Raw genomic sequence first — 14033 nt, 5'->3', positions numbered from 1 at the left:
ATTTTTGTCGCTCATTTACTGTCAAAAAATACAAATTATGGAATTATTTCACAAGATGATTTCCGGATTTCTGGGCATACCGGAAAGACAAATAAGCAGCACGCTCCATCTTTTGGGCGAAGGTGCTACGATTCCTTTCATCAGCCGATACCGCAAAGAAGCCACTGGCGGGCTGGATGAGGTGCAGATAGAGCAGATCAAAGAGCAACACGATAAGTTGTGCGACATAGCCAAACGGAAAGAAACGATTCTCGGCACCATCACCGAACAGGGCAAACTGACTGCCGAACTGGAGAAACGCATCAACGACACCTGGAACCCGACGGAACTGGAAGATATATACCTCCCTTACAAACCCAAACGGAAGACACGTGCCGAAGTGGCCCGCCAGAAAGGACTGGAGCCGCTTGCCACTATCCTGCTGTTGCAACGGGAAAACAACCTTAGCGCCAAAGCCGCTTCCTTTGTGAAAGGCGAAGTGAAAGATGTGGAAGATGCGCTGAAAGGTGCGCGTGACATTATCGCGGAGCAGGTGAACGAAGACGAGCGTGCCCGCAACGCGGTACGTAACCAGTTCGGGCGCCAGGCAGAGATTACGGCCAAACTAGTCAAAGGAAAAGAGGAAGAAGCAGCGAAATACCGCGATTATTTCGATTTCTCCGAGCCACTGAAACGTTGCACGTCCCACCGTCTGCTCGCCATCCGCCGGGCAGAGTCGGAAGGATTGCTGAAAGTGTCTATCAATCCTGACGACGAGGCCTGCATCGAACGTTTGGAACGCCAATTCGTACGTGGCAACAACGAATGTAGCCGGCAAGTGGGCGAAGCCACGACGGATGCTTACAAACGTTTGCTCAAGCCTTCCATCGAAACAGAATTTGCCGCCCAATCCAAAGAGAAAGCCGACGATGAAGCAATTCGCGTATTCACCGAAAACCTCCGCCAACTTCTTCTCGCTCCGCCATTGGGACAAAAACGGGTGCTCGCCATCGACCCCGGATTCCGTACCGGATGTAAGGTGGTTTGTCTCGACGCGCAAGGCAATCTGTTGCATAATGAGAATATCTATCCGCATCCTCCGGTCAACAAGACCGGCGAGGCTGCTTCGAAACTTCGCAAGATGATTGAGGCCTACCAGATAGAAGCCATCTCCATCGGCAACGGAACGGCAAGCCGGGAGACGGAAGATTTCATCAACAGTCAGAGTTTCGACCGTCAGATACCCGTGTTTGTAGTCAGCGAGCAGGGGGCTTCCATTTATTCGGCTTCCAAAATTGCTCGTGACGAGTTTCCGGATTACGACGTAACGGTGCGTGGGGCAGTCTCCATCGGACGCCGCCTGATGGATCCGTTGGCAGAGTTGGTGAAGATAGATCCAAAGTCTATCGGCGTGGGTCAATACCAACACGATGTAGACCAGACGAAGCTGAAGAAAGCACTCGATCAGACGGTAGAGAATTGCGTGAACCTGGTCGGGGTAAATCTCAATACGGCAAGCAGTCATCTGCTCACTTATATATCCGGTCTGGGCCCCCAACTGGCACAGAACATTGTCAATTACCGGGCGGAGAACGGAGCTTTCAGTTCGCGGAAAGAACTGATGAAAGTGCCGCGCATGGGCGCCAAAGCCTTCGAGCAATGCGCAGGATTTCTTCGCATCCCCGGAGCTAAAAATCCGTTGGATCATACCGCCGTGCATCCGGAAAGTTACCACATCGTAGAGCAAATGGCCAAAGACCTGAAATGCACCATCGACGAGTTGATAGCCGACAAGGAACTTCGCCGGAAGATCAATATTTCCGACTACATCACTCCTACCGTCGGTCTGCCTACCTTACAGGATATTCTGCAGGAGCTCGACAAGCCGGGACGTGACCCGCGCAAGGCTATCAAAGTCTTCGAGTTCGACAAGAACGTACGCACCATAGCCGATTTGCGCGAAGGGATGATTCTTCCGGGCATTGTAGGCAATATCACTAATTTCGGTGCGTTTGTCGATATAGGAATTAAGGAGAACGGTCTTGTACACCTTTCTCAATTAGCGGAACGGTTCATTTCCGACCCGACAGAAGTGGTGTCCATCCATCAGCACGTCATGGTGAGGGTGATGAATGTAGATTATGACCGGAAACGGATTCAACTTAGCATGATCGGGGTACCGCAAGACTGATTGCTTCTCTTTTCTCTCCCCACCACACGATCAGAATCGTAAATACAATCATAAGTACTGTGCAAATGAGCGAGCCTTCAAAACCGAAGGCTCCGCCATTCAGTACGTTTTCTTCGGGCATACGCAAAGTCAGCATACTGGTGGTGAAGTTGTTTCCGCTTACCTGATAACCGAGGATGGGGCCTTGAATCCAATTCCAGAAAAGATGAAGCGAGATAGGGAAACACAGGTTCCGCGTATATAGATAGGAAGCTCCCAGCAGCATACCTGCCAGCAACAGGTTGAGCATAGGCAGGAAAGCGATTTCGGGATTGAAGATGTGCATAAAGGCGAATAACGCTGCCGAGACGAAAAGCGCCAGGAATTTATTCATGGTGGTATGCAATAGGCGTCCGAGGATATAGCCGCGCATCAGTATTTCTTCGAACAAGGCGACCAGCAGGAAAAACACCCACGAGCCCAGCAGATCCAACGGCTTGAACTGGAAACCGGTGACTTCTATCTCTCCCAAGACGAACGAGATTCCGAAGCCGAACAGATAGAGCAGGATTGCCATCAGGAAGCCATACCACAGTCCCTTGACGTGTCCTTTTAAGGAGAGCCCCAAATCAGAAAACGGACGGCGTTCGAAGCGGAGCATAGGAATGGCGGCGGTCAGAACGGCGAGCAGCATACTGGCTTCGAGGATAATGTATCCCATCACTCCCGGATGGCGGGCTTCCACACCCAACACCAACGACAAACATCCGCGGGCCAGCGTACCATACAATCCAAGAAGGATGAAAAGTATCACAATAAACAGCGGGATACAAGCCCACACAGGAAGTCTTTTGGGTTCTTTGCCCCCAGCAATGTTGTCTGCCTCCATTTTTACAATTTGTTAATCCGGCTACAAAATTAGATATAAAACATAAAAAAACATCATGTATTCTCTATTTTTCCTATATTTGTCAGAACAAATCTACAAAATTATGAAAATTAAACTACTATTGATAAGTTTCTTATTGGCCGCTAATGCGTTAGGAGCAGCCGCCCAAGTGAGTAAAACGTATTATGTGAGTAAGCCCGGCACGCTGATTTCCATGATGACTGAAGAGGAAGCCAACAGTGTCACCCATCTCACACTGACCGGCAAACTGAACGCGGAGGACTTCCGCCATCTCCGTGACGAATTTGATAATCTGAAAGTATTGGATATTTCGAACGCTGAAATCAAGATGTACAGCGGAAAAGCGGGCACTTATCCCAACGGGAAATTCTATATTTATATGCCGAACTTCATTCCTGCATACGCTTTCTCGAACGTGGTGGACGGAGTGACCAAAGGCAAAGCCACGCTGGAGAAAGTGATTCTTTCGGAGAAAACAAAGAATATCGAAGATGCCGCCTTCAAAGGTTGCGAGAACCTGAAAATCTGCCAGATCCGCAAGAAGACAGCTCCCAACCTGTTGCCGGAAGCGTTGGCAGACAGCGTTACCGCTATCTTCGTCCCCCTGGGCAGCAGCGACTCTTACCGCTACAAGGACAGATGGCAGAACTTTGCCTTTATCGAGGGGGAACCGGTAGAGACTACCCTGCAAGTGGGCGCCATGGGCAAACTGGAAGAAGAGATCCTGAAAGCGGGACTGCAACCCAGAGACATCAACTTCCTGACCGTTGAGGGCAAGCTGGATAACGCCGACTTCAAACTGATCCGCGATTATATGCCGAATCTCGTTTCTGTCGATATTTCCAGAACGAACGCAACGGCTATCCCCGACTTCACTTTCGCACAGAAAAAGTATCTGTTGAATATGAAATTACCTCATAATCTGAAATCTATCGGACAGCGTGTATTTAGCAACTGCGGTCGCCTTTGCGGCACGTTGGAGCTGCCAGCCAGTGTGACGGCTATTGAGTTCGGTGCTTTTATGGGATGCGATAATCTCCGCTATGTGTTGGCTACCGGAAATAAGATTACGACGCTGGGTGATAATTTATTCGGGGAGGGAGTTCCGAGTAAGTTGGTTTATAAGAAATAAATATACGATTTATTTTATGAGTAAAAAAATAGAGAGGGTGAAATAGAAAACCTATGCACCCTCTCTCAAATAAACTAATCCTCTGTTTCTTACAGACTCATCGCATTAGCTCCAAATACGCCTGCTACTGCTGACGCCACCGCGATGACTACTTTCAAAATCATATCCCAAAGGGATTTCTTACTTGCCATAACTCTACACACCTCCTTTCCGAACTCTTTAAATGATTCATTACTTCCTATGACCTGCGCACTACTTCCTAAAAAAACGATTCTCACTACATGATGTCGTTATCCGGCTGAACGCATATCAGCGTTGTCTGGTTGGACACATATCGTTGTTGTCCTATTGAGAACTAAGCTTTTACTCATCAGGAGTTCAAAACTCCGCTTTCACCTCAAAACACGGACACGCCTTGATCCATTCTTCCGGTTCAATCTCCCCGTTTCCGTTGCGGTCGGGACTTAAATCCCGGTGACCGCACACCCGGCTACCGGGAAAAGTCTCAAGCAATTGATGTACCAGCAGTTTGAGTGCCGCCCGTTGTTCCGGTGTCCGCGTGTCTGCCGGACAACCGTGGGCATCCAAACCGCCTTCGTAGCAGATACCGACACTGTTCGAGTTGAATCCTTTCACGTGCGCACCGATACGTTCAATCGGTCGGGTGAGGTGCACTGTTCCATCCTTGCGGATGTAGTAGTGATAACCTGTTCCGTTAAATCCACGCCGACGGTGTTGCATCTCCAAGTCATCCGGGGTGAGAGAACGGTCGGCACGGGTGGCGGAACAGTGGATCACGATCAAATTAATCTTTCTCATCATAGTGCCACTATTTTTCTTATCAGTTGTAAACATTATCTGCACTCTACGAATTAAGCTGCCGGATCCGGAGCTTCACCGCTACCGCCTCCACTACCTCCACCGGAGTCTCCGCCACCTTCATCACCGGGATCTTCACCATCGGTTTTCTTTTTCTTGGGCGCGTCGAGATCCAGAAACTCGATTTTCTCACCGGCACGGGTAGACGTCAGGTTAGGACGGACACTGCTCGAAGGACGGAAATTGATGTTCACCGTCTTGATGTTCTTCATCGTACACTCATCTTTCGTGTCCACTCCCCGCGTGGTAGCGGAAAGGCTGAATACACCAAAATCATGGATATTGACGGATTTACCGTCGAACAGCGCTGTACGCATCGCTTCTACGAGATTAGTCAGCACACTCTGAATGTCACCCAACGACAGGGAACTTTTTTCTTTCATCGTGTAAGCAAGTTTATCCAGGTCTACACTCTGTCCCTGCGTCACAAGTTGCGGATGATACTTCACCACCCCATCAACCTTTCTCGGATCTTTACGACCCATTCTTTTAAATGGTATTGCCATGATAAATTAAAAATTGAGAATTAATAATTGAAAAATAAATATTACAGATTGCAGTTGCCGCAATCAATATCGGAAGAGAGGAACGAGCTCTGTTTCTTTTTCTTTCGATACCTCAAAGATAGTGTATTACAGGGGAATGAAATGACGTACTTTGTCTTAGTCTGACGTACTTTGTCTTACTTTCATCCAGAATGTATTTACTTTTATTCAGAATGATTTTATTTTACTTATACACTTGGAGGACCGGGAGATTTTCCGTATATTTGAAATACGATAAAATTAATTTTCCGAAGATATGAAAGCAGAAAAAGAAGAGATAGCAGAGGAGCCGTTTGTCATACGTCCGTATTTGAAATCGGAGCTGGCACATTTATATAATCCGTATGTACCATTGGTGTATGCCATGCGGAAAATGAGGGAGTGGATCAGAAATAACAAAGAATTATATGACGCAATGTATAGCGGCGGCGAAGGAAAAAACGACCACGCTTATAGTGCAAGACAGGTGCGGCTCATCGTGAGGTATCTCGATGAGCCATGAATCTCTTTAGGGCAAGTGCTGATTAGCTATAACGAAAATAAAATTAGCTATAATGAAATCGAGATTAGCTATAATGAAATCAGAATTAGCTATAATGAAATCAAGATTAGCTATAATGAAAACAAAAGCGGTTATGGGGGTATTCTGTCCGATATCTGTTTTATAATGCCAGCCCTGCAACTGTGCCCTGTCGATATTATGATGGGACTCCGTGTAATACATGGTATCTTGAGGACAAACAGACTGTGTGTTTTCTTATTGAATGCTGTTAGTTTTCTTATTTAATAATGTACACGTGCGCAGGCGCGAGAGAATATTCTTTTTATATAGAAAAAGCGTGTAATTGAGGTGGAGGGGTTCCACCTCAATTACACGCTTTTTCCATCAAATAAAATATATAAAGAGAATAAAAAGTATAAGTAAACGATAGAAACAAAATAAAACGTACCTTTGCGTCTTTTTAGACCAACATTTTTTAACACTAATCAAATAACACTTAAAATCATGAGAAAAAAGACATTTTTTCCGAAGGCTTCGTTTACCAGAACAAACAGGCTGTAACACTCGAAAAGGGAGAATTTCCCCAAGTATCCCAGTTTATCACGCAAATGCTTGGCACTGTCAACAATTTGTATACCAACAGAATAGAGGTAAGTCCAGGCGACCGCAAGAAGTATCTCCTTCCCTTTGTCCATCTCTGTTATGACCATGACTCTGTTTTTAACATTAAAAGCCCCAAATACTTTGCAGAGTTGTTGTTTATGACTGTTGATTTCAAGAAATCGGATGATTCGGACGAATCATTAAGCGTGGAAGAGATTGATTGCGAGATACAAAGAATGAAAAGAACGCTTCTTGAGGATTAACACGAAAGAAGCGACTGTTAAAAAACTGCTTTTTGAGTACCAAAAGCAGTTTTTTTATTCTACATGAAAAGCCGTCCTTTGCAGTGTGTTAATATTGACACGACTTACATTCATATCAATAATTAAAATGGAAAATATCTCAATAACGACATACAGGGGATTATCACTCGTATCAGGAAGTATCAGTATCCGGCAAATGTTCGAATTTATCCGGGGAGATGTCTATCGCGACAGAATCCGAAGACTCCGGGAAGCAATGGATGCAGGAGAAACGGTAAAAGCAGACCACATGAAGAAGCAACTGCCCTACTGCACCATCACGGCTACTTACGCCAAGGAAAGGCTGGCTTACAGTCTGGACAAGTATCAGGACATCATCACGCTCGACTGTGACGATATGCCGGCAGAAAAGATCCCGGAATTCCGCCAACTAGTGAACGATTGCCCCGACACGCTAGGCAGCTTCGTCAGCCCCCGGATGCACGGGCTGAAGATCTTCGTCTACCCCACCAGCAATGAAGCGGAAGCCTTACGCACCGAACTGAACGCATTGGGAACCGTAGACTTCCTCACCCTCGAACGCTACCACCACCGCATATACGCCCTGGCAAGCAGCCAATATGAAAAGCTGCTCAATACCAAAGTGGACACCAGCGGAAGCGACCCGGGACGCGGATTCTTCGTGTCGCACGATCCGGACGCTTTCCTCTCTACCGAACGACTGGAAAACGTGAAGCCGCTGACCGTAAAAGTGACACTACCCACTGAAGAAGAATGTAAAAACAAGAAGCGCAAGAATCCGGGAAAACGATCCCCGCTCCTCCCCGTGCAGGAGAATGCGTCGCCCATCGACCTGCAAGTGCAACTCGACTTCCGCAAAGCGCTGGAGTACACCAAACGCAAAGAACGTCTCGAGATAGGCAACCGGGACAATTTCTTCTATTGTCTCGGCAATCAGTGTTACCACCGCCATATCACGGAAGAGGAAGCCGTCAGTCTGGCACACAGTCATTTCGGCGACCTACCCGACTTCGACCTCGAACTGCCCTTGCACAATGCCTACCAATACACCTCAAAGACCGATCAGGCGGAAGAAGAAAGCCAACAACCGAGAATATGCCAGGTCATCAAATTTATGGACGAACACTACGAAATCAGGAGAAACGTGGTGAAAGAGCAAATCGAGTTCCGGAAAATAATACCTGATCTCCCTAAAACAGAGCAGCCGTCTTTCAGTACACTGCGCACAAAGGATGTCAACACATTCTATATCAACGCACAGATGAAAAAGATATACAGTTCGCAAGCTAATTTGAAAGCACTGGTAGACTCGGACTATGCAAAGCCGTTCAACCCGTTTATTCATTATTTCACCTCACTCCAGACATGGGACGGGAAAACAGACCACATCGGCCAACTGACAAAAACAGTGAAAGCGGCAGACCAGGCTTTTTTTGAAGACAGCTTCCGCCGCTGGCTGGTGGGAATGGTGGCATGTGCCATCGACGACGAAGCGCAAAACCACCAGTTGATGCTGCTCCACGGCGCACAGGGAAAAGGCAAGAGTACTTTTGTCCGCCATCTCCTCCCACCGGAGCTGAAGGATTATTATCGCAACGGCATGATTAGTCCCGACAACAAAGACCATCTCCTGCAAATGTCGTCCTGCCTGCTCATCAATCTGGATGAGTTTGATACGCTCTCTCCCGCACGCATGCAGGAGCTGAAAAGTCTCATCACGCAAGATGTAATGAACGAACGGAAGGTTTACGACATCCAAAATTATACGTTCATCCGCCGCGCATCATTCATCGCCAGCACCAACAACCCGCACTGTCTGCCGGACATCGGCGAGAACAGGCGCATCCTGTTCAATACGTTGCTGGAAATAGATTATCACACGCCTGTCAACCATCAGGGGATATATGCACAAGCATACGCACTCTACCGGCAGGGGTTTCAATATTGGTATGAGAACCAGGAGATTACGTTTCTCAACAACCGCAATGAGGCGTTCCGCCAAAAAGATCCGTTAGAGGAGAATCTTTTCTTCTATTTCCGGCCAGCCAGACCAAACGATATACAAGCAAAATGGTATCCTGCCTCCCAGCTGCTGTCAATATTGAGCATGAACGGGCGCACACAAGCCAACGCACAGATGAAACAAATGCTGGTCACGGTATTGGAAAACAACCATTTCCACTCACGGAAGACCTCCAACAACATCACGGAATATTGGGTGGTGGAGTATTCGGCCGAAGAGCGCAAAGAAAATTCAATACGCCCGCAACTCCCGGTGCAGACGGGGTTGGAGTTGTAGTTTTCCCGCGAAATGGCAGTTTTCCCACGGATAGTCGTTTTTCCACAAAATAGCTTTTTTGCTCCGGATAGTCGTTTTTGCACGAAATAACAGATAAACGGATAAATTAGTGGCATTAAACGTGTCACATTCATCCGTTTTCCGTATATTTGCTCGATATGAATGATGAATAAAGAAAGGAATCGCAATATGATGAAGCAAATACCATACGGATTGACGGATTTCGGTCGCATCCAAAAAGAAAACTATTATTATGTAGATAAGACGATGTTTATCGAAAAGATAGAAATGCAACCGTCTTATCTGTTCCTGATCCGTCCCCGGCGCTTCGGGAAAAGTCTGACGCTGGCGATGCTGGAGGCTTATTATGACGTTCGGTATGCCGACCAGTTCGACGAATTGTTCGGCCATCTGTATATCGGGCAGCATCCTACGCCGATACATAACCAGTTTCTCATCATGAGATTCAATTTCTCGGAGGTGAGCTCGAATATCAATGAGGTGGAGGAATCTTTCCGGTTGCATTGTTGCGGGAAACTAAGACATTTTCTGCAAAAGTACGAACATATTTTGGGAAAGGAAATCTGGAACGTGCTGAACGAAGAAACGCTCGAAGAACCGGGAGCACTGCTATCCGCCATCAATTCGTATGCCACCCTCAAGGGAGACATCAAAATCTATCTCCTGATTGATGAATACGATAATTTCACGAATACCATTCTTTCTACTTACGGCACGGACTTATATCGAAAAGCGACGCATGGCGAAGGGTATATCCGCAGGTTTTTCAATGTAATCAAAGCCGCCACGACGGGAATGGGTTCTGCCGTCAACCGTTTGTTCATCACAGGAGTAAGCCCGGTGACGATGGACGACGTGACAAGCGGATTCAACATCGGAACGAATATCACCACCGACCCGTGGTTTAACGACCTTGTAGGTTTCAGCGAGAAGGAATTGCGCGAGATGCTGACGTATTATAAGGAACAAGGCGCTCTCCCGATGTCGGTAGACGATGCAGTGACAATGATGAAGCCTAACTATGACAATTATTGCTTCAGTAAAAATAAATTAGCAGATTGTATGTTCAACTCGGACATGGTGCTCTACTGCATGAAGTCATTGATATTGCACGGAGTAAAACCGGACGAGATTGTAGATCCCAATATCCGTACGGACTTTAACAAGCTTGCCTACCTTGTCCGTCTCGACCATGGACTGGGCGAAAACTTCTCCGTCATCAAGGAGATTGCGGAGCAAGGCGAGATAGTGACTGAAATAGTCACCCATTTCTCCGCACTGGAAATGACGGACGTGGGCAACTTCAAATCTCTGCTGTTCTATTTCGGACTGCTTTCTATCAAAGGGGTGGATATGATGGGGCGTCCCCTCCTGCACATTCCCAATCTGGTGGTTCGCGAACAGCTATTCAATTTCCTGATTCAGGGATATGCCCGTCATGACATCTTCAAGCTCGACGTGAACCGCTTGCGCACTCTGTTTGAGAATATGTCTTTCAAAGGAGACTGGAAACCGTTGTTCGAATTTCTAGCAGAGGCCATTCGGGAGCAGAGCCGGATAAGGGAGTACATAGAAGGGGAAGCTCATATCAAAGGATTCCTCCTCGCCTATCTAAGTATGTTCCGCTATTATCAACTATATCCGGAATATGAGATGAATAAGGGTTTTGCCGATTTCTTCTTTAAGCCCAGTCCGGCGGCACCCGTATCTCCACCGTACACGTATCTATTGGAGGTGAAGTATGCGAAAGCAGGAGCATCGGAGAAAGAGATACGCGCACTTGCCGATGATGCACGGGAACAGTTGATTCGCTATAGCAAGGATGAATGTGTGGCAGAAGCTCGTGAGAAAGGGGGATTGAAACTGGCAACGATCGTATGGCGCAGTTGGGAATTGGTCCTGATGGAAGAGGTATCATAAAGTACTTGTCACATCACAAACACCGATTTAGGTATGCACTCACCTCCACATCTGATATTGGGCTAAATAAATAATCTCATCAGAACAGGTGAATGGAATCCTATCTATAAAAATCAGGCGCGGATTACACGAATTGCACGATTTCTTTAAAATCAGAAACGTGTTATCCGTGTAATTCGCGCCTAAGTTTTATACGATGGTTACGACGTCCAAGACGGGAAATTACTTGTCCCCGTACATCTTCGCTCTCAATTCCTTGATGTGATCGGACGTGATATATTCGTCATACTCCATCATCTTGTCGATGATACCGTTCGGTGTCAGTTCGATGATGCGGTTGGCAACCGTCTGGATAAACTCGTGGTCATGAGAAGAGAAAAGGATGTTTCCCCTGTACGTCTTCAGGTTGTTGTTGAATGCCTGGATAGATTCCAAATCCAAGTGGTTGGTCGGAGTGTCCAGAATCAGACAGTTCGCATTGCGGAGCTGCATACGGGCAATCATACAACGCATCTTCTCACCTCCGGAGAGTACGCTTACTTTCTTCAACACCTCTTCGCCGGAGAAAAGCATACGGCCGAGGAAACCTTTCATATACACTTCGTTTCCTTCGCCAAACTGGCTCAACCAGTCCACCAGGTTGAGGTCGGTATTGAAGAAATCGGTATTATCCAGCGGCAGGTAAGCAGTGGTGATGGTTACCCCCCAGTTGAAGGTACCGGCATCCGGCTTCATGTTTCCGTTGATGATTTCGAAGAACGCAGTCATCGCACGCGGGTTGCGCGACAGGAATACCACTTTGTCACCTTTCTCTACGTTGAAGTTGACGTCGTTGAAAAGCACTACGCCTTCTTCCGTCTTCTTGCTCAATCCGGAAACTTCCAGAATCTGGTTGCCCGGCTCACGTTCGGGAGTGAAGATAATGCCCGGATACTTACGTGAAGAAGGTTTGATTTCCTCTACGTTCAGTTTCTCCAACATCTTCTTACGGCTCGTGGTCTGCTTGCTCTTCGCTACGTTGGCGCTGAAACGGCGGATAAATTCTTCCAACTCTTTCTTCTTCTCTTCAGCCTTCGCCTTCTGGTTCTGCTGCTGACGAAGAGCCAACTGGCTGGATTCGTACCAGAAACTATAGTTACCGGCAAACATATTGATTTTTCCGTAGTCGATGTCTACGGTGTGCGTACATACAGAATCGAGGAAGTGACGGTCGTGGCTCACTACCAATACGGTATGCTCGAAGTTGGAGAGATACTCTTCCAACCAAGTCACTGTCTCCATATCCAAGTCATTGGTAGGCTCATCGAGCAAGAGGTTGTCCGGATTTCCGTACAATGCCTGCGCCAGCATGACACGCACTTTTTCCTTACCGCTCAACTCACCCATCAATACATAATGCTTATCTTCTTTCACGCCCAGTCCGCTCAACAGCATGGCTGCGTCGCTTTCCGCATTCCATCCGTCCAACTCGGCAAATTTCTCTTCCAACTCGGATACTTTCAGTCCGTCTTCATCTGTGAAATCTTCTTTCGCATACAATTCTTCGCGTTGCTTCATGATGTCCCACAACACAGTATGCCCCATCATCACAGTATCCATAACGGTATAAGAGTCCCACTTAAAGTGGTCCTGGCTCAACACCGAAAGGCGTTCGCCCGGTCCGAGCGCAATGGTACCCGTTGTCGGGTCCAAATCTCCGTAAATCGTACGAAGGAAGGTAGATTTTCCCGCACCGTTAGCACCAATAATACCATAACAATTACCACTCGTAAACTTCAAGTTTACGTCATTAAACAACACTCTTTTACCAAACTGTACCGAAACGTTCGAAACTGTAATCATCTTCTTTATTTACTATTTTACTAGTTACTATTTTACTATTTTGCTAGCTACTATTTTACTATTCCGTTAGCTACTATTTTACTATTTCGTTAGTTACTATTTTAGTATTAACTATTTTAGCGTGCAAAGTTAGACATTTAAAATGAATTATGAGCTATCTGATATGTGCCAATCTGACATAAAAGTGTTACCTTTGCTGCGTTTTTTGGCAAAACAGCCAACTTGGCAAAGTTTTTGCAGACAAAATCAATGACATCCGGTCAGCCCGGTATGTTTATTGGCGTTATTTTACCAAGTAAGATAACGTGTGTGTTAAATAGTAAATAGTAACTAGTAAAATAGTAAATACCAAGATGGATCCGAAAGAAAAAAAAGTGAAGGAAGAAGAACTGAACGTTGAAGAAACTCAAAACCATGCGGAAGAACAACCGCAAAACGAACAAGCGGAGGACGCCGCTCCCCTGACTCATGAAGAAGAGTTGGAAAAAGAACTGGAAAAGGCCCAAGAGGAGATTGAAGAGCAGAAAGATAAATACCTGCGCTTGTCTGCCGAATTTGACAACTACCGGAAACGCACCATGAAGGAGAAGGCCGAACTGATTCTGAACGGTGGCGAAAAGAGCCTTAGCAGTATTCTTCCGGTGGTGGACGACTTCGAACGTGCCATCAAAACAATGGAAACGGCAACAGATGTCAATGCCGTAAAAGAAGGAGTAGAACTGATTTACAATAAATTTATGGCTGTCCTGGCACAAAACGGTGTGAAAGTCATCGAAACAAAAGACCAACCACTGGACACTGATTACCATGAAGCCATCGCGGTAATCCCCGCACCGTCGGAAGCACAGAAAGGTAAGATTCTGGACTGTGTGCAAACGGGATATACACTGAACGACAAAGTGCTCCGCCACGCTAAAGTGGTAGTAGGAGAATGAGGAGATTTATGA

Annotated in this window: 12 protein-coding genes; 6 read left to right on the top strand and 6 right to left on the bottom strand. The window is 46.7% G+C overall.

What is annotated here, in order from left to right; translation table 11 throughout:
• Positions 1 to 37 precede the first annotated feature (37 nt).
• Complete coding sequence (locus DW173_RS13045) at positions 38 to 2170, top strand: Tex family protein (protein ID WP_074909822.1); 2133 nt, start codon at positions 38 to 40, stop codon at positions 2168 to 2170.
• On the opposite strand, the gene DW173_RS13040 is transcribed toward DW173_RS13045, so the two are convergent.
• Positions 2142 to 3038: a CPBP family intramembrane glutamic endopeptidase gene (locus tag DW173_RS13040; RefSeq protein WP_008022056.1), complete on the bottom strand. Its 897-nt coding sequence runs from the start codon at positions 3036 to 3038 to the stop codon at positions 2142 to 2144. The two genes, DW173_RS13045 and DW173_RS13040, sit on opposite strands and share 29 nt — an antisense overlap.
• Positions 3039 to 3141: 103 nt before the next feature.
• Here DW173_RS13040 and DW173_RS13035 point away from each other — a divergent pair, with 103 nt between their 5' ends.
• Positions 3142 to 4191, top strand: coding sequence for a leucine-rich repeat domain-containing protein (locus DW173_RS13035; protein ID WP_008770942.1), 1050 nt, complete (start codon positions 3142 to 3144; stop codon positions 4189 to 4191).
• A gap of 89 nt (positions 4192 to 4280) precedes the next feature.
• Here DW173_RS13035 and DW173_RS23830 read toward each other — a convergent pair whose 3' ends face one another.
• The 3 genes from DW173_RS23830 to DW173_RS13020 all read right to left on the bottom strand — a co-directional run bounded on the left by DW173_RS23830 (position 4281) and on the right by DW173_RS13020 (position 5576).
• Positions 4281 to 4382 carry a smalltalk protein gene (locus tag DW173_RS23830; RefSeq protein WP_151433306.1) on the bottom strand — a complete coding sequence of 34 codons (102 nt, stop codon included), beginning with the start codon at positions 4380 to 4382 and terminating at the stop codon, positions 4281 to 4283.
• 187 nt (positions 4383 to 4569) lie between these two features.
• On the bottom strand, positions 4570 to 5013 hold the full coding sequence (locus DW173_RS13025) for an N-acetylmuramoyl-L-alanine amidase (protein ID WP_120144544.1): 444 nt from the start codon (positions 5011 to 5013) through the stop codon (positions 4570 to 4572).
• Between the two features lie 50 nt (positions 5014 to 5063).
• Complete coding sequence (locus tag DW173_RS13020; protein WP_008022053.1) at positions 5064 to 5576, bottom strand: HU family DNA-binding protein; 513 nt, start codon at positions 5574 to 5576, stop codon at positions 5064 to 5066.
• A gap of 295 nt (positions 5577 to 5871) precedes the next feature.
• On the opposite strand from DW173_RS13020, the gene DW173_RS13015 reads away from it, so the two are divergent.
• Positions 5872 to 6117 carry a DUF4248 domain-containing protein gene (locus DW173_RS13015; protein WP_004297879.1) on the top strand — a complete coding sequence of 82 codons (246 nt, stop codon included), beginning with the start codon at positions 5872 to 5874 and terminating at the stop codon, positions 6115 to 6117.
• 485 nt (positions 6118 to 6602) lie between these two features.
• Here the strand turns inward: DW173_RS13015 and DW173_RS13005 are convergent, their stop codons facing one another.
• Positions 6603 to 6827: a hypothetical protein gene (locus DW173_RS13005; protein WP_120068281.1), complete on the bottom strand. Its 225-nt coding sequence runs from the start codon at positions 6825 to 6827 to the stop codon at positions 6603 to 6605.
• Positions 6828 to 7110: 283 nt separating this feature from the next.
• Between DW173_RS13005 and DW173_RS13000 the strand changes: the two genes are divergently transcribed.
• Positions 7111 to 9303 (top strand): VapE domain-containing protein, encoded by a 2193-nt coding sequence (locus tag DW173_RS13000; protein ID WP_120144543.1) that lies wholly within the window; start codon positions 7111 to 7113, stop codon positions 9301 to 9303.
• Positions 9304 to 9492: 189 nt separating this feature from the next.
• A complete protein-coding gene (locus DW173_RS12995; RefSeq protein WP_118196557.1) occupies positions 9493 to 11244 on the top strand; it encodes an ATP-binding protein in 1752 nt (583 codons plus the stop codon).
• A 222-nt stretch (positions 11245 to 11466) separates the two neighbouring features.
• Here DW173_RS12995 and DW173_RS12990 read toward each other — a convergent pair whose 3' ends face one another.
• A complete protein-coding gene (locus DW173_RS12990; protein ID WP_004315798.1) occupies positions 11467 to 13086 on the bottom strand; it encodes an ABC-F family ATP-binding cassette domain-containing protein in 1620 nt (539 codons plus the stop codon).
• 353 nt (positions 13087 to 13439) lie between these two features.
• Here DW173_RS12990 and DW173_RS12985 point away from each other — a divergent pair, with 353 nt between their 5' ends.
• Positions 13440 to 14021 carry a nucleotide exchange factor GrpE gene (locus DW173_RS12985; protein ID WP_120144542.1) on the top strand — a complete coding sequence of 194 codons (582 nt, stop codon included), beginning with the start codon at positions 13440 to 13442 and terminating at the stop codon, positions 14019 to 14021.
• The last annotated feature ends 12 nt before the right edge of the window (positions 14022 to 14033 follow it).

This window comes from Bacteroides sp. AM16-13 (assembly GCF_003602705.1).
GTDB lineage: Bacteria > Bacteroidota > Bacteroidia > Bacteroidales > Bacteroidaceae > Bacteroides > Bacteroides xylanisolvens.
Note: the sequence above shows the minus strand (reverse complement) of the source record. Positions and strands in the feature narration are given on the sequence as shown.